We start from the raw sequence: 19810 nt of genomic DNA on the forward strand, positions 1-19810 counted from the left end.
TTTTCATCACTTAAATATTCTTCTCAAGTCTAATGAACAATATGCTTTCTGTCTTGTTCTTCGGGCTTTGGTTTGATTTCCTCATGGGGTTTTTCGGTATGCAGTTTAGTCATGGGTTTTAATTTCTCAGATTTAGAGTGTAGTATGTCGTAAACGAGGTGCCCGCGTAAATACATTGCTGCTAAGCCTGCTGCAATTGCAAGCCAAAATCCGGCGACAAGAAAGCTGTAAAGTAGGATAAACAAGTAGGTAACGAATAAATTGCTGAAACTCAGTTCTGCAAAGGCATGAGGATGATGTTCTTTAAACAAGTAGAAGAAAATTAGTGCGTATATTGGTAAAGCAGCGAGTACCATCATGAAACCCCACAAAAATGCTTTGCGGCGATAAGGTTGCTGGCTGTAAATGATGCGTTCTCCAAAAAGTGCACCGAAACAACTTGCTAGTACTACCGCTAGTAATATTGCTTGAAAAGTAGGTAATATTTGCTCTACACCTACTGCATAAAAAATTACATCAAAAATAATTGTGGCAACAATTGATAATAAACCAAAATAGACTGCAGAAAGTAAGCGCGGATTGGTAATGGATAAGGCTTCATCATTCTTTTTCATTCTTTTCTCCTAACGGCTAGTGTTTATACTTGTTTTTATTGTATAATATTAGACCATATTGGACATTTATTTGTTTTACTTTAAATTTTTCATAAAATTTGTTGAAGCGAGTTAACAATTTGATAAACTTGCGAACATTAAGTATTTATATTGCCAACCATGGTTTTTTTTTACGACTACAACAAAATCACCCTGGGTGAATCGAGTCATACAGGCCACATTGTTTATAAACATGCTAGGTATCGTGACGAAAATGATTCATTGAGGATTATATTTAAAAGGAATAAGTACAATGATCCCCGATTTTCTCACTTTGAAGCTGGGTTCACGGCTTTAGCAAGCCGGTTTTTACGTCCTAATCTAACTCCAAAACAATTTTTAGTAAAAAATAATCGTCAGCAAGTTGTTGGGGTGGCCTCAGAGCATGTCGTTTATGCGATAGCAAGACGTGAAGGTTTGGGGAATTTTGTAGAAATTCGTAAAAATGTTAGGCCTAGTCCTGCTGAAAGCAGTCGCAGGTATAACGGAAAATATACTTTTATTTCCAGAAAAGTGACTAAAGCTGAAGGAATTCCAATTGCTTTCTTCAATCAATACCCACCAGGTTTTTTTGGCGTGCTATGGCGACTAAGGCAAGAAAAAAAAATTGATTTCGATATGAATTCGTTAGCGAGCGTTTTGACCAGCGCTTACAGTTTAGAAGAAGATGATTTCCATAAGGGAAATTTTGGTTTTTATATCGTAAAAAGAATGGGGGCGGATGGAGAACAAAAATTAACAGTTGTTTTTTTTAAAATTGATAACGATCTGATGATGGCTGATAGCGTGATGTCTCGTTGTAGCTCGCGGATTGTGAATTGGCGTCATGGCGAGCATGCTTTTGAGGTAACGAAGCGGGATCTTATCGCTTTTCCTAGGCTTTTTGATTCACAAAATTATTATTGGCCAACCTCCTCGCGTTTTCTAGCGAACCCAATTGATAACAAAGTCTATTCAAGTGCTGAGGAAATTCGTGCCTTTATTGAGCTTGGAGAGGATTTTCAATTCCAGCAAGCTAAGTGGCGTGAATTCTATAAACATATCTTGATTCCGCAGTCCATCATAAAACAAGCATTAAAGCAGTCTTTTGATAAAGAAAATGCCCAGGATAGGGCTCAATTAGCCTTAGTTACTCATGCTGTCATTTCAAGGCAAGCAAAACTAAGGGCTGTCCTTTTTACAATTCCGGAATTTCGGGAGTTCGTACAAACGCTTAGTGCCGGAGATATTGCAGCAATGCAAGAAGAAATTCTTGACGGAATAGACGAGCCAAAGCATGAATCTTTGTTAAGTGAAATTTCCGCTAACATGGATCGTTATAAATCATTATGTGAAACAGAGGTTGTTAGTGGGGATACTCCTTTGCATATTGCGATTCGGCTAGGGGATTATCGTTTTCACGAGACTTGGCAATCGTTCAGCCAATTTGCTGAAGCGGCGAACGATAGGGGAGAAAAACCGCTCGATGTTGCCGTTGCAAAGATGAAGAGAACAGTGCCGCATTCTTATCGAGATGCAAGACAAGATCCCTACCTCATTATTCGATCCCTTTTAGAGCAAGGGGTAGAGAAAACAGATTCCTATCGATTGCTTAATAAACCTAAAAAGGAACAAATCAAATCTTACTCCTTTAAAACAATTCACATTAATAAAGCAGCTGTAGCAAATTCAACTACAAAACTCTTGAAAGTCATGCGGGGGGTCAGCGAAGATCACAGCCTTAGCCTTAAAATGAAAAAAGAGATCTCCCTTGTTTGCCTCAAAAAATTCATTGATACACAAAGGAACAACCCTCAATATGAACAGATATTGTTAGAGATGAAAGAAGCTTTAAATGGTTATAAAAATCCACCCGCTCCCGAGCTACAATTTATTCGTCAATTGAGAAGTCATTTATGGATAATTCGCAAAATAAGAGGTTTTCTCGGAGGAACTGCAACACAAGTTGCGTTCAATGGATTAATTAATGATGAATTAAATCGGTTGCACCCCAGTTGTTTTTCCTGTTTCTCTTTCTTTTTCAGCAAACCCAATCATGATTTAGTGCTTTATAATCCTGAATCTCATGATTTGAGTATTCGTGTTTGAGTTAATAAATTCTTAATTTAATGTCATTATAATGGACACCCACTAATTTTCTCTGTAATTAATAAAATGAAACTTAATAGCTATGTTTATGAATTATTAAAGATTTTTGGCAACGAATCAGGCGATCTAAGATATCGCTATTACAGAGAGGTGGATGTCTCTTCGCATTTAGTTTTAGAGCAAGATCAGTCTATGGATTATTTTCTCCATAGAACGCATGAGTTATTAATCATGGTTCCCCACCCAATCTTGGCTAAAGAGTGCTTACATTGGCAAATTAAAGAAACGTATCGTTTAGTGAATACTGCGCTTGCCTCTTGCTCCCCTTCTTTAGATCCATTCCGTGAGCAGCTATTCGCATTAAAAAATAAACTTGAAAAAGATGATTACCTGGCTGAGTTTTTAAAACAAATCAGTATGAGTAACGATAGTGATTTAGTCTGTTCAGGACATGGTGTCTATTACAGTTGGCACAACATCATTGATTTAGCAAATTATGGTACTCATACCGAAGTGCTATTCTATTCCGGATTAGGCGGTTCATTAAGCCAAAGTTTAGGAACAGATATAGAAAACGAACAATTTGACCCTGAGAAAGTTGTTGTTCGTGATGAGCGTGCAAAAGAGGAAGTGGATTACCCTTCAATGTTTTTTTTCAGCTCTACGGGCAGGCAGCACGTGATCCCGGATTTTACTTTGGAAGATTGCCATAAATTACCTCATCCAAGAGTGATTGAACCTGAAACTGGACGGGTGGTTTATGATATGAATCAAGTTCCAAGAGAAAGAAGCTCCTTTTCTTTATCTACTGTAATTCAAAAATTTCCCAATCGAAAAATCCATTGGGCCGCTTGTACGGCGGTTGTTCTTCCTGATGGAAAAAAAGAGGGGCCGTGTGCGGATCTAATTTGGAGTAAAAGAAAAGAGGAGGACTTTTCTCAGAGCCCGGCTAAAAGAAAGAGGGAAACTGAGTCGGCTGATGAGCAAAGTTACCCAATGCAAAGCATATGATTTAACTGTTGGTTATTAAGCAGCTTCCAAAATTGCGGCGACTCCCATGCCGCCAGCTGTACAGATGGAAATCAAACCTCGGCCGCTTCCTTTTAGGTACAACATTTTTGCAAGGCTTGCAACAATGCGGGAACCAGTTGCTGCGAAAGGATGCCCTAAAGCCACGCTACCGCCTTTGATATTCATTTTTGTTCGATCAATTGCGCCCATCGCAGCGTCGCGATTGAGAACCCATTTACAATAATCTTCCGATTCCCAGGCTTTCAAAGTGCAGAGCACTTGGCCTGCAAAGGCTTCATGAATTTCATAAAAATCAAAATCTTGAAGAGAGAGTTTATTGCGCTTTAGCAAGTTGTTCACTGCAATGGTAGGAGCCATAAGCAAGCCTTCCCCATGAACATAATCCACTGCGGCAACCTGTGCATCGACAAAACGAGCAAGTAAGGGATAGTTATATTTTTTCGCTGTCTCTTCACAAATTAAATAAACTGCAGAAGAGCCGTCAGTGAGTGGGGTGCTATTGCCAGCGGTTAAAGTACCAGAACCGCTGAAATCAAAAGCTGGCTTTAGGCCTGCTAATTTCTCTAGGGTAGTCTCTTTACGCAAAATACCATCGCGCTTTAAGCCATAAAATTCACAAACGAGATCGTCATAAAAGCCATCTTCATAAGCTTTCAAACCATTTTTATGGCTTAAAAAAGCGAATTCATCTTGCGCTTGCCGAGTAATACCCCATTCCTTAACCATCTTCTCGCAGTGTTGTCCCATGGATAAACCTGTCCTTGGTTCTACAACAGCAGGGAATTCTGGTTTGATATCGTTTAGTCGAAAAGAAAAGAACCGTTTTAATTTAGATGAAAAATCTTTTGCATGGTGTAGCGCAACCAATTTTTGCGCAAAAGAACGACGAAACATGATCGGTAAATCGCTATTTGAATCCACTCCACCAGCAATGCCGTCATCGATTTGATAGTTGGCGATTTTCAGGGCTATCTGTAGGGTTGTTTCTAAACTGGTACCGCAGGCCCTTTGTAAAGTATATCCTGGTGTATGGGGGTCTAGATCAGAGCCGAGAACACATTCGCGGGCTAAATTCCAATTAAAGGAGCTATTCATGACAGCGCCAAGACCAACATCACCAACCATCCTTCTTTCAAGATGCATTTTTTTAACGAGTTGTTGTAAAGAGGCGATCATTAGATCTTGGGTAGAAACATTCTTATAAGTAGTCATCGATTTTACGAATGGCGTACGAATACCGCCTGCAATATAGACTGGTCTTGTTTTCACTTTGATAGCCCTTATTATTTGTTTTTAATCAATTTTTCTTCAACTTCTTTTTTCATGACAATAATCGAAATGCGGCGATTATTGGGATTTAAAGGATTTTTCTTATCAAGTAAAACGGTTGAAGCAAAACCTGTGACTTCCATGACTTTATTTTCTTGTAATCCGCCTTTTAAGAGGGCACGCCTTGCTGCGTTAGCACGTTGGGTTGATAGTTCCCAATTAGTCTGGGTCAAGTCTTCAGGATTATCATAAGGATTAGCATCAGTATGGCCCTGAATGCTGATTTTGTTTGGTACGTTGTTTAACAATTTTGCTATCTTATCAAGAATTTGCTGCACGTTAGGATCCATTTGATCGCTACCGAGTGGAAACATTGGTTTATTTTTATTATCAATGAGTTGTATCCGCAAGCCCTCAGAGACGATATCCATTAATAACCGGTCTTTTAAATCAACGAGACTGGGATCATTGTGGACTGACAGGAGAATATTTGTTTTTAGTTGCTGAAGTTGTTTCATTTCGTTTTGCGACGCTGTTGATACTTGTCCGTCATGCTTATCTAAATTATCCCCGCCACCATTGATTGTCTCTGCTCGAGAACCCGTACTATCACCCCCAATAAAGGCTATACGAAGAGGTTGTTTGAAATACTCACTGATGCCGTCTTTTTGTGCTTTATTCAAAGAGGCAACAAGCCACATGAGTAAGAAAAAAGCCATCATTGCGGTAACAAAGTCAGCATAGGCAATTTTCCAGGAGCCTCCGTGATGCACATGCCTATCGTTTGTTTTTCTTTTAATGATAACGATTTTTTTGTCATTATTGCCAGCCATAAAAGTCTCCATCAAGCGCTATCAGTAGCTTCCGTTTTAACCGGTTTAATCTCCTCATTCAGCTCATTAAATGATGGCCTTGCTGTGGTGAATAAGACTTTTCGACCGAATTCAGTGGCAATCAGCGGGGGGTTATTACTCACGCTTGCGAGTAAAGTAACCTTAATACAGTTCATCATCAGCAATGTTTCATTTGCACGTTGCTCAATGGCAGTGGCTATGGGGCCAATAAAACCATACCCTAATAGGATTCCAAGAAAAGTTCCAACTAACGCTTGGGCAACTAAGACACCAAGTTCTGCAGGGGGCAGGTTGATCGATTCCATTGTATGGACTACACCTAAGACGGCGGCAACAATACCAAAGGCAGGCATGCTGTCGGCGAGTTTAGTGATGGCATTAACTGGAATAAGTTCTTCCTGATGGTAAGTGGCGATTTCATTTTCCATGAGTGATTCAAGTTGAAAAGGTTGCAGATTCGAGGTAATGACGAGTCGAAAATAATCACAAATGAATTCAATGACATGGGGTTGAGCCAAAAGTCGAGGATAATTACTAAAGATAGGGCTATTTGCCGGCTCTTCTATGTCATTCTCCAATGCCATTAGCCCTTCTTGACGGCCCTTATTCAATAAGGCATAAAGCAGCCTTAATAAATCCCGGTAAATGATTTTAGCTGATTTAGGACTGCGAAAAACACCAGGTAATGCTTTGATGATGGCTTTTAAAACACTGGAACTATTCCCGATAATTAATGAACCTATCGCTGCTCCTGCAATTATCAATAACTCAACAGGTTGGATAATAGCGGCTAAGTGGCCTCCAGCTAGAGCAAACCCACCAAAAACCGACAGTAAGATCACAACTGATCCAAGCAAAATAAGCATTTAATATCCCTATCAAAGCTATTTAATGGAAATTAACTATATAAAATTGTCCCTTAGGACAATAGCATCAGTCTACTTTCTGCTCTGCTTGAGCAGAAAGTAGAGAAGTTATTTAAGATAGTCATGAACCACTCGACCATAAGGTAATATTAAATCAGTCAGAACGTGAACCGCTTTCACAACTTTTTTCACGGGTAATTGAGCAAGCGGTGCCAAGGCATGATATTGCAAATCCAAGCGCGCAGGCCCTGTCCATGCCCCTTTAACCACGACGTTTTCCAGCTGATATTCGACGAGTTCGCAAATGCGGGTTGTTCCGTCAACATGTGGAATTATTTTGAGGAGGTAAGAAGGGGCCGTCATTGATTTCTGAATCGCTTCCGAATCCAATTGTTTATATTTAAATCCCATGGTTGCTGTCGCAACACGGCAACTTCCATAGTTTAATATGCCAACTAAAGTTTCTTTTTCTACACTCAATCGTGGCTGAGCTAATTTTTTGGGAAACCCCCAAATCTCACGGCCGCCAGAAATAGGAGGCATATCATCCAAATACATTGCGTGGGTGTAAGAGCCTGGTTTTCCTTTATAACGAACAGGGATAACTTGGCCAGATTCAGTATAATCGCCAAACCCGGTTGAATCTGGCATGCGAATGACTTCAAAATTCACTAATGGTTCTACTACTTCCAACGGTTCAGGTACAATTTCTTTAAGGGCATCCATGTCTGTTTCGTAGGTAATAATAAAATATTCCCTATTTTTGAAATGATAAGGGCCATGCGGGTAAGAAGGACTCGCGTAAGGCATTGCGAAGGCATTTTTCCGTATTTGTGCTTCATCCATTTTTGAATTCTCCTATTTAGGGATGCCAAATCGATTGGTTTTTATTGGTTTACTCCATAAACCAGCCATGACTAGCCACCAATGATTGTCCAGTAAGTGCATTGGATGGGAATGAGGCAAAAAATAAAGCAGTCTGGGCGATATCTTCCACTGTGGTGAATTTGCCGTCTACCGTGTCTTTAAGCATGACATTCTTGATAACATCTTCTTCACTAATGCCTAGTTCTTTTGCTTGTTCAGGTATTTGCTTATCCACTAACGGAGTGCGTACATAACCTGGACAAATGACGTTCGCATGAATGCCGTATTCGCCTGCTTCTTTAGCAACAACTTTGCATAAACCTAATAACCCATGTTTTGCTGTCACATAAGGGGCTTTTAATTTAGACGCTTCCTTGGAGTGCACTGAACCCATATAGATGATGCTGCCTCCTCTTTTCGCGGCATACATGTGTTTCAAGCAGGCTTTTGTGGTTAAGAAAGCACCATCGAGATGGATTGAAATTAATTTTTTCCAGTCCGCATAAGCGAGTTTATCCACTGGATCGATAATTTGTATCCCTGCATTACTGACCAGCACATCAATTCCGCCAAACTGTTTGGCTACTGCATCAACCCCAGTGTTTACTTGATCTTCGTCAATAACATTCATCTCAACGGCCATTGCTTGACCTTTTTTTCCTTTAATTTCATCAGCGACCGCTTGGGCTTGTTTGAGATTAAGGTCGGCAATGGCAACTTTTGCACCTTCACTCGCATAAAGAAGGGCGATTTCTTTACCGATTCCACTGGCTGCACCTGTTACTATGGCAACTTTGTCTTTTAATCGCATGATTTACAGTCCCTGTTTAGTTATTGTTTTAGCAGTATAGCAGTGTGTTTTCTATTTTGCTTTACTCTCGATAAAAATTGAAGAAACCCTGATTTTGCCATTTGCGATTTCAATTATGATGGCAAAATCAGGGTCGAGCTAAACTTCAACAACGATTAGTAGTAATAATATACGCCATTTCTCCAATAACCATTTCCCCAGTAGCCATTTCCCCAATAAGCATTTCTCCAATATCTCCTATCTTGGGCTTGGCCGATTTGATTACCAATTAAGGCGCCTAAACCACCGCCAACCACAGCACCGCCACCTTTCCCTACGGCATATCCAATTCCTGCTCCAGCAGCACCACCTGCAACTGTCCCGACTTGGGTATTGGTGCAAGAACAGAGGGTAAGAGCAGATAGACCAGCAAAAGCGAAAGTAATGATTGTTTTTTTCATAGTTATTTCCTTTGTTAGTATTGTTTGTTTCCCTCAAAAAACATAATAGTACAAAAATAAGCAAAATGTTTAATAAATAATCAAATCCTGTGTCAGAATTGCTTTGGTTCACTTTGGGGTTTTGGTGAGGATGAATTCTTAGCTTTTATCCTGGCGGGACTAAATTTAAGTTGAGAAATTATTCGTCCACCAGTAGTATTGGCTTATCGTTTTCAGAAATAGAGGGCGTAATGTTTCGTGGGAGTATAGTTGCATTGGTCACGCCGATGCTTGATGGTAAAGTGGATGAACCACGTTTACGTGAGCTGGTTGAGTTTCATATCGCTGCAGGTACCCATGCCATCGTTCCTGCCGGAACTACAGGAGAAGCTGGGACCTTATCTCACCAAGAAAAACTTTTGGTGATCAAAACCGTTGTTGAACAGGTACGCGAACGCATCCCGGTTATCGCGGGAACCGCAATGAATGCAACCAAAGACTGCATTGAATTAACACGTGAAGCAATGGAGTGCGGTGCACATGCGGCCCTTATCATGACACCTGCCTACATTAAACCAACTCAAGAAGGCCTTTATCAACATTACAGCGCAATTGCTAACTCAGTGGCAATTCCGATCATTCTTTATAACGTACCAAGTCGTACAGCTTGTGATATGTTGCCTGAAACGGTAGCTAGGCTTGCAAAAATTTCCAATATAGTGGGAATTAAAGAGGCTACAGGGCAAATGGCTCGTTTGCAACAAATACTGCGAACATCACAAGGATGCATTGATGTGTACAGTGGGGATGATTTGACTGCGGCCCAGTGGATGTTAGCTGGAGCGAAAGGGGTTATCTCTGTAACAGCGAATGTTGCACCAAGGCAGATGGCAAAATTATGTGATGCTGCTTTGGATGATGATCATGCGGGGTGTGTACGAATCAATGAACAATTGACGAAACTCCATGAATTATTGTTCGTGGAATCCAATCCTATTCCTGTAAAATGGGCATTAAGCAAAATGGGATTGATAAATGATGAATTGCGGTTACCCCTGACGAGCTTATCGATAGAACACCATCAAGCATTAGAGCAAGTACTCCGTACTTTGCAACTTGCTTAAACGAGGATAGTTTTAGTGAAAAAAATTGCTTTACTTTTAATTTCAGCGCAGCTTTTAGCAGCTTGTTCAGCCTATACTAGTAATGGTGAGAAACAATATTTACAGAGCAGAAATGGGCCTAAAGTTGTGGTGCCTCCTCCGTTGACGGATGCGAACATTAGCCATTTTTACGATTTGCCAAATCAGACTCAGAGTGCTCAAGTGGGTATTGTACCTCCCTCAGATCCAGTGAAGCAGGGCAGCTAAGGTGGAGTAATCGCTCGAGTACCCCATGTCCATGTTGAGTCGAGCGACTGTACCTGAGTGCAAGCTATTCTCGTAAAATGCACCAGATACGGCTCTTCCCGGGGTTGGGCACTTACAATGTGGGATGATTATGTCAATAGACGCAGACGGATTAGCTTATATCCAGGATTTATCGAGACGTATTGTGGAGGCACAAAGCCAGATACGGATCTTAGATAGCATTAAATGGGATGACTCGATCAAACAGGATTTTTTTAAACACAAGGGCAAGCGGCTACCTACTGTGGATCAAGATTATTATCAAAAAAGGCCATTACCCTTTGATGCCCATGAAAAACAAGAAGAATTTCGTTTAATTTTGCGTGATGCGCAAAATCATCTTGGGCAATATACCCCCATCACCCGACTAATCAAACGCCAGTGCGAAGAATACTCGCGGGCAGCGCATATGCTTGCAGTACGGGGTACACCGACGTTTTGCGAGTTAGCCATGGAATTATATGGAAGTCCTAATGATGCTTTCTACTCTGGAGGGCCTCGGCTTTCTGAGTTAGGAACGGTTCTTTTTGATGTGTTAACCGCGCTTGATGTCCAGCTTAAATCAGATGCTGATGTTAAACGCTATTCACCACAACAAGCACAAGAGATTTTACAAGATCGGCTAAGCCATTTTTTTGATCAGCATCCTGGAAAAGTTACTGTGCAAGTCAGCGATGATATGGTAGCTGATGCTGCAGCGGGTGCGGACACTATTAAACTAAGCCAAAAAGCGATGTTTAGCGAACGGGATTTAAAATACCTTGAAGTTCATGAAGGTTGGGTGCACGTTGGCACCACTTTAAATGGTTCAATGCAGCCTTATTGCTTCTTTTTATCTAAAGGCTCGCCTTCTAGTTCGGTCATGCAGGAAGGTTTAGCGGTGATCACTGAGGTCGTGACATTCTCTTCATATCCAGCAAGAGTTCAAAAAATAACCAATCGAGTGATTGCTCTTGATAAGGTACGGCAAGGAGCCAATTTCCTTGATATCTACCATTATTTTATGGATTGTGGTTTAACTGAAGAAGCGTCTTATAATCAAGCGGTACGCATTTTTAGAGGAAGTACACCTGAAGGCGGGCCTTTCACAAAAGATTTATCTTACGCAAAAGGATTTTTGTTAATTTACAATTTCATGCGTTTTGCAATCAGTCAGCGCCGTATTAACGCGATTCCTTTATTATTTACCGGCAAAATGGTTTTAGATGACTTGCCATTACTGAGTGAGTTAAAAGATCGTGGGTTATTGACCCCACCAGTCTACTTGCCCCCTCCATTTCGTGATTTGGCCGCTCTTGGTGCATGGATGAGTCTCTCCCTTTTTCTGAATAAATTTAGCTTAAATGAAATTCAAAAGAATTTTCGTTTTCTTTTAGTTTAATTTTTATCAGGAGTGGGAAGGCAATGGGGCTGTTAGTTGATGGAAAGTGGCAGAATAGTTGGTACGACACAAGCAAAACGGGTGGCGCTTTCAAAAGGGAAGCTTCTAAGTTTCATGGCGCTATTTCTAACGACCCTGATGCAAATTTTCCAGCGGAAAAAGGACGTTACCATTTATATGTTTCGCTTGCTTGTCCCTGGGCACATCGCACCTTAATTTTTCGTAAGCTAAAAAAGCTTGAAGATATTATCGGAGTGTCTGTCGTTCATCCGCATATGTTAGATAAGGGTTGGGAATTTAAAACGGGAATGGAGTCCACAGGTGATCAATTGTATGGTTTATCTTTTCTTTATGAACTTTATTGTAAAGCAGATAGCCATTATACGGGCAGAGTGACAGTACCTGTGTTGTGGGATAAAAAAACAAAGACCATCGTTAGCAATGAGTCAGCAGAAATTATTCGCCAATTTAACCGAGCATTTAATCACTTAACCGGGGATAAACAGGATTTTTACCCAGAAGCCTTGGCTAAGGAAATCGATGAGATTAACGATCTAATTTATAGCGCCGTTAATAATGGGGTTTACAAGTGCGGGTTTGCTACTACGCAAGAGGCGTATGAGAAAGCGTTTAATGAACTTTTCACCGTGTTGGATAAGTTGGATAGCCATCTGAGCAAACATCCTTATTTGGTTGGAGACCAGCTCACTGAAGCAGACTGGCGTCTCTTTACCACATTGATTCGCTTTGATGTTGTTTATTTCAGCCATTTTAAAACAAATAAGCGGCGGATCAGTGATTATCCATTTCTACAGCCTTATCTCATCAATTTGTATCACTATCCAGGAATAAACGAGACAGTCAATTTTACCCACATCAAACAGCATTATTACTACAGCCATAAGGCCATTAATCCGACCCAAATTGTTCCTTTAGGGCCTGAGCTTAGATTTTAACGGTACCTTGGTCAAACCGCGTGGTTAGGGGTAAAAAGCTATTGTTTTAACCTTATTTGTGCTTTAATAATTATTATCTGATGAAATTTTAGAGTTTTGTTATGACCTTTGTAATTACCGAGAGCTGTATCAAGTGCAAGTACACTGATTGTGTGGAAGTTTGTCCGGTGGATTGCTTTTATGAAGGGCCAAATTTCTTAGTGATTCATCCTGACGAATGTATTGATTGTGCTTTATGTGAGCCTGAGTGTCCTGTTCAGGCGATCGTTTCTGAAGATGATTTGACCGAGGATCAGCAGCAATTCAAGGAAATTAATGCTGAGCTTTCTAAAGTTTGGCCAAATATCACTTCCAAAAAGGAAGCTCCCGAGGATGCCAAAGAGTGGGAGACAGTGAAAGATAAACTTCAATACTTACAAAAAGAGTGGGAGAAGTAGTCACTGCCGTTGATGATGTTGCAGCACATTGTCAGCGCGTATTAAGCGACAAAGGAAGACTGACCACAGCGATCCCTGGCTTTATTGCGCGTCCAGCACAAATTGAATTATCTGCCGCCATAGCCCAAACAATCGCTGAACAATCAATTTTAGTCGCTGAGGCTGGAACAGGAACAGGAAAAACGTTTGCCTATCTTCTTCCTTGTCTTCTAAGCGGTAAAAAAGCGCTCATTTCAACTGCCACCAAGACTTTGCAAGATCAGCTTTTTCAAAAAGATCTTCCCATGCTTGTCCGAGCTCTTGGATTGTCTGTACGCGTGCAAAATCTAAAGGGTAGAGCCAATTATATTTGTCGTTACCGTGTGGATTTGCATGCCCAGGAAGGACGTTTTGTTAGTCCGCAATGCGTCCACGAAATTATGCATATACAGGAGAAATTGCCGCAACTTACTGAGGGAGAGCGTGCAGAGCTGCCTGAAATTAATGAGGATTCGCCAGTTTGGCCTTATGTTACCTCAACGGTGGATAATTGTTTAGGAGGTGAGTGTGAGTACCACCAAACGTGTTTTTTAGTTAAAGCACGAAAGCGGGCGATGGAAGCTGATGTTGTTGTTATTAATCACCATTTGTTTTTTGCTGATACTCGCCTAAAAGAGGAAGGCTTTGGCGAACTTTTGCCAGGTGTTGATGTGGTTATTTTTGATGAAGCCCATCAAGTCACTGAAATTGCAACCAATTTTAATGGACAACGTGTAAGTACAAGGCAACTTCGCGATCTTGTCGATGACATATTACGGGAATGGCCAGTACTTGATTTGGCGAACCAGCCGTTAAAGCATTTAAGCTTAAAAACGGATCAGGTTATTGATCAATTGTTGTTAGCCTTGCCAAGCAATGAGGAACGTATTGCCTGGCATGAGGTTAAACGTTTTAAAACGTTCGCCCCAGCTTGGAAAGCTTTGCTTAATTTGGTTGAAGAGCTTTTAGAATGCATGGATTCAGCAAGCATTGAGGCGACCACAGGACTGGTTCGTTGTCAGAAGCGGTTGTGCGACTTGAAAGAGTTACTGGTTCATTTTGAGCAAACAGATAAAGTACAAATTCGATGGTTAGAGCGGTTTAAACATAGCCTGGTTTTTCATGCGACTCCCTTTGATATTGCCGATGCATTTAGCAAACTATTAACACGCCAACAGGCGGCTTATGTGTTCACTTCAGCCACATTAACCATGGCTTCCTCTTTTGATTATTTTATTAAACCCTTAGGTCTCTTTAAAGCGAAAACACTTGCTTTACCCAGTCCTTTCGATTATCAACAGCAGGCATTACTCTATTTACCCCGTAACTTACCGGATCCGAAATCTATAAATTACTACGAAATACTGCTGGAAAAATCGTTACCTGTCATTAACGCTTGCGGTGGTCGTTGCTTTTTCTTATTTACCAGCCATAAGGCTTTAAAATTGGTTGCTCAACGACTTGCCAATACTTTAAACTACCCGCTATTAATTCAGGGTGATGAAGCAAAACCAATTTTATTAGCCCGCTTTCGCCAACTCGGCAATGCAGTATTATTGGGAACATCCACTTTCTGGGAAGGGGTCGATGTCAAGGGAGACGCTCTATCCTGCGTCATTATTGATAAATTACCTTTTGCAAATCCCTTTGATCCAGTAACCCAAGGCAAAATGGCGTATTTAAAGGCGCGTGGTTTATCTGGTTTTGATGAATTATCTTTACCCAGCGCAGTTTTGTCCTTAAAACAAGGTGTTGGTCGATTGATACGTGATGCTGAGGATCGCGGGGTGTTAATGATAGCGGATCCTCGTTTAACAGGCAGAGACTACGGTAGGTACATCTTCGCGAGTTTACCTTCGTTGCCGAAAACCCGTGATGAACAAACTGTATTGAATTTTATTGGGAAGTTGGCTTTACAAAATGAATCTGTTAGCAATTGATACCTCAACAGAACGTGCTTCTGTTGCTTTAATGAAAAATGGAGATATACAAAGTGAAGAGCAAGGTGCACAGCGCGACCATGCCCGGTTAATTTTACCGGCCGTTGAGCGTTTACTGGCACAAGCCGAATTGAGTTTAAGCCAGCTTGATGGAATTATCTATGGGCGAGGACCAGGCAGTTTTACTGGACTGCGTATTGCGTGCAGCGTAGCCAAAGGCTTAGCTTACGCGCAGGATTTGCCTTTGTACCCAGTGAGCAGCCTTGCAGCTATCGCAAACGAGATTTTAAAGCAAAAAGGTACATCTCAACAAACCATATTGGCTGTATTGGACGCTCGTATGAACGAGCTGTATTGGGCCTGTTTTGATGAGCAATTCCCTGATGCTGAAGAACAGGTCACAGCGGCTTCAGAAATTCGTTTGGACAATGATAAGCCCTTGATTTTAGCGGGGGTAGGTTATGAACCTTATTTGTCGCAATTCTCCCCAGCTATTCAAAAAAACATAGAGCAACATTGCATAACATACCCTAAGGCAGAAGCGATGATTCGTGTTGTTTTAACCAAAAAAATACAAGCGGTGAGTGCTGCTGAAGCTTTACCTGTTTATGTTCGTAATCAAGTGACTCAAGGAGAGCCTCGTGGATAAACGTTTGCTTGAAATCTTGGTTTGCCCGCTTTGTAAGGGCAAATTACTGCTTAAAGAAAATGAATTAATTTGCCGTTTTGACCGCTTAGCCTATCCGATTCGAGATGGGATACCGGTTATGCTTGAGCAAGAAGCGCGATTAATTCCCTTAGAGGAAAAAGAACAATTATGAGCATCGATTTTCATGTCGTGATTCCTGCTCGCTATCAATCTTCCCGATTACCAGGAAAATTGATGTTAGAACTTGAGGGGCAAACTGTCATTGAGCGAGTATACAGGCAAGCGCTTAAAGCCAAACCTAAATCAATCATTATTGCTACGGATAGTTTGGAAATTGCCAATCATGCGGCTGATTTTGGTGCACAAGTCACAATGACTGCCGCAAGTCATCAAACAGGTACAGACCGTATTGCAGAAGTGGTTGCTAAAGGCCAATTTGCAGGACAAGATATTATAGTCAATGTGCAAGGTGATGAGCCACTGATTGCACCTGAACTGATCTCACAAGTTGCACACAGCCTCTATTATTCATCTAATCAAATGGCGAGTTTATGTTGGCCTATCGAGAGTATTGAGCAATTGCATAATCCCAATATTGTTAAGGTGGTGCGGGATAAACATAATGATGCACTTTACTTCTCAAGAAGCGCGATTCCTGCCCATCGGGATGACTCAAAAAGTATTAAACAGGTCTTTCGCCATATTGGATTGTATGCTTACCGAGCAGCTTTTTTACTTGATTTCGTCAGTTGGCCAGTTTGCGAACTTGAAGCCTGTGAAGCCCTAGAACAATTGCGAGCGCTTTGGGCAGGGTACAAAATTAGAATTGATGAAGCGTGCACAGAGCCACTGCAAGACATCAACACTCAAGATGATTTAATCTCAGCGCGGAATTTGCTGAGAGAAATAAAAATTTCGTAATTGATCAGCCCTTATCAGGAAACGGTGATATTTGGCACATCTTGCGAGAAAACATGTACTCAAATCTCACCATTTGTGCCAAATCCAACATAGGGACCTGATCTATTACTTGAAAATAGAGAGCGATAATCTCTCTGACTTGGATTATGCTGCAGAGGCAGCTGCAACACAATATAGTTCATCAAGAATGCGGTTGCCCGTATTGACTAATTCCTCTTCTGTCCTAGAAGGCCAGGGTGTTTTAGGAATAGGTTTGAAAAACCGATCCTTAGGATTATCCTCAAATTTGAAATAAGAACCAACATAGTGTTTCAAGGCTTGCAAAGGTTTTAGGATGTTAACCCGAATCCATTGGACAAAATCGGGTAGGATGCCGTCGGACAGGCTTTCCATTTGAGTATTATGGATAGTGCGATTTACATTTTCGATAATATTGGATAGATATCTTTGATCCACGCGCTCAAGCAAGCGATTATAGGTTTCACGTTGATCAATGATGATTATTCCAATTTCATTTAATTGCTCATCTTCATCTAACATCATAAATAAATTATGATTGATATAGCTTTTGTTAATCTGAGCAAATTGGAATTGCATGGCTAGTAACTTAAATAATCGCGGATCAATCTCATCTAAGTACTCCATACAATGGGCAAGTTTGAGGTAATTTTCAGCTGTGCCTGGAATTTTTAGCAAGGCTTCAAAATGTTCTTTATCCTCAGGATAAGTTTCGATAGCCGCAACCACATGCTTTTGAAGTATGCGTGTATACTCTCTCTGCATCGTTTCAATGGCTAAAACTGATTTTTTATAACTAACTGAGTCTAAACGTTTCTCAATAATTCTTGCGCTTTCAAGCACTTGATCCCGTTCTTGTAATTTCTGTTCAGCTGCCTTTATCGTTTCTACAAGTGTATCTAATGATTTTCGTAGTGAGGAAGGGGGAGCCGATTTCAATTCATTAAGAGCTTTTATAACTTCTTCAACAACAGTAGCAGCTTCCAGGGTTTTTTCACTTACTTCCGCTTTATAAGGGTTAATGTCATTAAAGTGTTCAGTTCGGGGAAAGCGCCTCATTATTAAACTTTGTACACATGGATGGTAATCCTCAAAGAGCCTTAGATTTACTTCGTCAGCTTGTTTCTTAAGTGCTTTGATTAAGCGTTCAACTTCTGTTTGTATTTTGGATAAGTTGGTCTCTTGTGTAAGTCTAAGCTGCTCGAATTTTGTAGAATAAGGCCTAAGTGTTTTGTTTACAGCCCCGGATGGATAATAAGTGAGTAAAACTTCTCGAGTTGCTTCAATTTCAGTACTTAAATCGTGTACTAACCAATATCTAGCTAAACCGTAACGTTCTTCTAATGCCAGGATTTGATTCAATGTCCTTGGATAGAGCCCATTTTCACCTATGAATTGGTTTTCTATGAGAGTAAATTCAGCAAGCACTTTTTCTTGAAGATCAGTGAGCTTATCCAGGCGTTCAAGTGGAGATGAAACCAGTTCGATTTTTTGCTTATTTTCATTATAGCGGGCGAATACCCTTTTTAATTGAGATCCTAGCTCATAATAGTCGTTGATAATTTCATACCCATTCGTAACTTCTACAATTTTGCCGAATTGGTTGCTGAACAGCATGAGTTTATCTTGTAAAAGTCCTCTGCCACTTGAAAGCTTTGATTCCATTTCTTCAAAGACTCGCTCAATCTTTTTCTCTTTAGCGAGTTGAATTTCTTTTAGGGTGTGAAAACCTGTAATTTGTTTCACTTCAAATTGCTTTAATTTACAGGTCAAACTGCGAAACATAACGATTTGCTTTCTAAGCAGCGACTCATCGATTTCATTGCGATTAGTTTGCAGTAAGTCAGTAATAAGTTTTTGGGCTCCTTTAAGAAAAGGTGCTGAGGTAGCTGGAGAAGCAGGTGCGTTGAATAGTTCATTCAAAAATTCATTGATGGCCGATCGATCAAGGGCATTAATAGTGGGCTTATTAAGTTCATACCAGTGCGCTTTTTCTCCCAGATGCTCAAGTAATTGGATGCGAAACTTTTCAATCCCTTGGGTGTCTAAATGCAGATCTTCTGCTTGCAAATTCACCAGAATTTCTTCAATAAATCCGACAAGCCGTTTTGTAAAAAATAGGGTATCTTGATCCGTTTTTCCCTCTAAATGGATTGTGGAAAAAGTCATAAGAAAATATTCAAGTGCCTTTTGCGCTTCTTCTCGTGCAAAACGCAACTCTTCTTTTAGTCCAGCAAGGTCTGGTGAAGTCGGTTGAAGGTTAGCTTGTCTTTCTAAGATATTTGATCGCAATTTTTCCCTGGTTTTATTTAAATCCATCATTCTAAGAATTGCGTTATTAAGTTGATCTTGAGTTTCTATACTAGCCGATAATGAAGTTATTACAGGACGCATTTTTTCAATTAATTGCTGCGAGTCATGATTTAATTCTTTTAGCTGGATTAGCCATTGGTTAAGGGAGGCGTCATATTGTGAGAGCTGATCAAGATTACTGAAATCTAAAAGAAAGCCTTCATGAAAACCTGCTTCTTTTTTGAGCTTAGCTTTAAGGGCTTCAATAACTTCGTTAAGGGTGACCTGCTTAAGTTGTGAGTCAGATAGGAGACTACTATGATGATCTGCAATAACAACGCGACGATGGTTCTTCCTCATACATACGCTTTGAAATTGTTCTCTATTTATACATAATTGGGTCGGAAATTGATTGATTTTTTCTTTATATGAACTAATTTCTTCTAACTTTCTAACCTTTTCTTTTCTTTTGCTCGATTGCCATGTTTCTTGAAGTGAATCTAATTTCACTAAAAGAGTAACATTCGTCTCTTCAACACTAGTTTTGAAGCTTTGGAGTATTAAATTGAATTGCCTAAGAGGTTGGGTTTCAGTGGCATACTCTAAAGGTAGAACCCAATTAATTTTCTCTTTTGCTGCCACTCCTTTCAAGAATGCCTGACTTTGTTGGATAAAAAGTTCTACGAGATTGTTTAATTCTGCTTCGAGCTTCTCGGTATGGCCTGGCTTAACAGCCTCATCACTACAATATGTTTTTAAACCCTCAATTTTTAGTTTGAGTAAAGAAGTGAATTCTAGAGGTAAGAAAACTAAAACAACCTGCTCCATCTCTGTAATTAGGTTTTCTAATGTTGCTAGTTCTAGCATAATTTCTTTATAATTTTTACCCATAGAAGCGCACCTATTTTCTATTTTTTGGTGCGACAAAAC

Annotated in this window: 19 protein-coding genes; 11 read left to right on the forward strand and 8 right to left on the reverse strand. The window is 40.4% G+C overall.

Annotated elements, in window-relative coordinates:
• Window positions 1-29: 29 nt before the first annotated feature.
• Entirely contained in the window at window positions 30-614 is a 585-nt protein-coding gene (locus LMI_RS04635) for a hypothetical protein (RefSeq protein ID WP_045098752.1), read from the reverse strand.
• Between the two features lie 159 nt (window positions 615-773).
• Here LMI_RS04635 and ankK point away from each other — a divergent pair, with 159 nt between their 5' ends.
• Complete coding sequence (ankK, locus tag LMI_RS04640; protein ID WP_045098753.1) at window positions 774-2741, forward strand: Dot/Icm T4SS effector AnkK/LegA5; 1968 nt, start codon at window positions 774-776, stop codon at window positions 2739-2741.
• Between the two features lie 66 nt (window positions 2742-2807).
• Window positions 2808-3752, forward strand: coding sequence for a DUF6863 domain-containing protein (locus LMI_RS04645; RefSeq protein WP_045098754.1), 945 nt, complete (start codon window positions 2808-2810; stop codon window positions 3750-3752).
• Window positions 3753-3767: 15 nt separating this feature from the next.
• On the opposite strand, the gene LMI_RS04650 is transcribed toward LMI_RS04645, so the two are convergent.
• The 6 genes from LMI_RS04650 to LMI_RS04675 all read right to left on the reverse strand — a co-directional run bounded on the left by LMI_RS04650 (window position 3768) and on the right by LMI_RS04675 (window position 8880).
• Window positions 3768-5042, reverse strand: coding sequence for an acetyl-CoA C-acetyltransferase (locus LMI_RS04650; RefSeq protein ID WP_074454234.1), 1275 nt, complete (start codon window positions 5040-5042; stop codon window positions 3768-3770).
• A 14-nt stretch (window positions 5043-5056) separates the two neighbouring features.
• Window positions 5057-5875, reverse strand: a complete 819-nt coding sequence (motB, locus tag LMI_RS04655; RefSeq protein WP_045098756.1) for a flagellar motor protein MotB — start codon at window positions 5873-5875, stop codon at window positions 5057-5059.
• Between the two features lie 11 nt (window positions 5876-5886).
• A complete protein-coding gene (gene motA / locus LMI_RS04660) occupies window positions 5887-6762 on the reverse strand; it encodes a flagellar motor stator protein MotA (RefSeq protein WP_045098757.1) in 876 nt (291 codons plus the stop codon).
• A gap of 108 nt (window positions 6763-6870) precedes the next feature.
• The gene (locus LMI_RS04665; protein ID WP_045098758.1) at window positions 6871-7608 is read right to left on the reverse strand and encodes an acetoacetate decarboxylase; all 738 of its coding nucleotides are present in this window, start codon (window positions 7606-7608) and stop codon (window positions 6871-6873) included.
• Between the two features lie 49 nt (window positions 7609-7657).
• Window positions 7658-8440, reverse strand: coding sequence for a 3-hydroxybutyrate dehydrogenase (locus LMI_RS04670; protein WP_045098759.1), 783 nt, complete (start codon window positions 8438-8440; stop codon window positions 7658-7660).
• Window positions 8441-8595: 155 nt separating this feature from the next.
• A complete protein-coding gene (locus LMI_RS04675; protein ID WP_045098760.1) occupies window positions 8596-8880 on the reverse strand; it encodes a YMGG-like glycine zipper-containing protein in 285 nt (94 codons plus the stop codon).
• A 230-nt stretch (window positions 8881-9110) separates the two neighbouring features.
• Between LMI_RS04675 and dapA the strand changes: the two genes are divergently transcribed.
• From dapA to kdsB, 9 genes are all read left to right on the forward strand, one after another.
• Complete coding sequence (gene dapA / locus LMI_RS04680; RefSeq protein WP_045098761.1) at window positions 9111-9983, forward strand: 4-hydroxy-tetrahydrodipicolinate synthase; 873 nt, start codon at window positions 9111-9113, stop codon at window positions 9981-9983.
• Between the two features lie 15 nt (window positions 9984-9998).
• Entirely contained in the window at window positions 9999-10229 is a 231-nt protein-coding gene (locus LMI_RS04685) for a hypothetical protein (protein WP_045098762.1), read from the forward strand.
• A 130-nt stretch (window positions 10230-10359) separates the two neighbouring features.
• Window positions 10360-11649: a flavohemoglobin expression-modulating QEGLA motif protein gene (locus LMI_RS04690; protein WP_102010543.1), complete on the forward strand. Its 1290-nt coding sequence runs from the start codon at window positions 10360-10362 to the stop codon at window positions 11647-11649.
• Between the two features lie 23 nt (window positions 11650-11672).
• Window positions 11673-12605 carry a glutathione S-transferase family protein gene (locus LMI_RS04695; protein WP_045098764.1) on the forward strand — a complete coding sequence of 311 codons (933 nt, stop codon included), beginning with the start codon at window positions 11673-11675 and terminating at the stop codon, window positions 12603-12605.
• Between the two features lie 101 nt (window positions 12606-12706).
• Window positions 12707-13042: a ferredoxin FdxA gene (gene fdxA / locus LMI_RS04700; protein WP_045098765.1), complete on the forward strand. Its 336-nt coding sequence runs from the start codon at window positions 12707-12709 to the stop codon at window positions 13040-13042.
• Complete coding sequence (gene yoaA, locus LMI_RS04705) at window positions 13030-15000, forward strand: DNA repair helicase YoaA (RefSeq protein ID WP_045098766.1); 1971 nt, start codon at window positions 13030-13032, stop codon at window positions 14998-15000. The genes fdxA and yoaA overlap by 13 nt, the downstream gene beginning before the upstream one ends.
• Entirely contained in the window at window positions 14981-15649 is a 669-nt protein-coding gene (gene tsaB / locus LMI_RS04710; protein ID WP_045098767.1) for a tRNA (adenosine(37)-N6)-threonylcarbamoyltransferase complex dimerization subunit type 1 TsaB, read from the forward strand. The genes yoaA and tsaB overlap by 20 nt, the downstream gene beginning before the upstream one ends.
• Window positions 15642-15821 (forward strand): Trm112 family protein, encoded by a 180-nt coding sequence (locus LMI_RS04715; protein ID WP_045098768.1) that lies wholly within the window; start codon window positions 15642-15644, stop codon window positions 15819-15821. The genes tsaB and LMI_RS04715 overlap by 8 nt, the downstream gene beginning before the upstream one ends.
• Window positions 15818-16570 carry a 3-deoxy-manno-octulosonate cytidylyltransferase gene (gene kdsB / locus LMI_RS04720; protein ID WP_045098769.1) on the forward strand — a complete coding sequence of 251 codons (753 nt, stop codon included), beginning with the start codon at window positions 15818-15820 and terminating at the stop codon, window positions 16568-16570. The genes LMI_RS04715 and kdsB overlap by 4 nt, the downstream gene beginning before the upstream one ends.
• A gap of 144 nt (window positions 16571-16714) precedes the next feature.
• Here kdsB and LMI_RS04725 read toward each other — a convergent pair whose 3' ends face one another.
• Entirely contained in the window at window positions 16715-19771 is a 3057-nt protein-coding gene (locus LMI_RS04725) for a hypothetical protein (RefSeq protein WP_045098770.1), read from the reverse strand.
• Between the last annotated feature and the right edge of the window lie 39 nt (window positions 19772-19810).

This window comes from Legionella micdadei (assembly GCF_000953635.1).
GTDB classification, from domain to species: domain Bacteria; phylum Pseudomonadota; class Gammaproteobacteria; order Legionellales; family Legionellaceae; genus Tatlockia; species Tatlockia micdadei.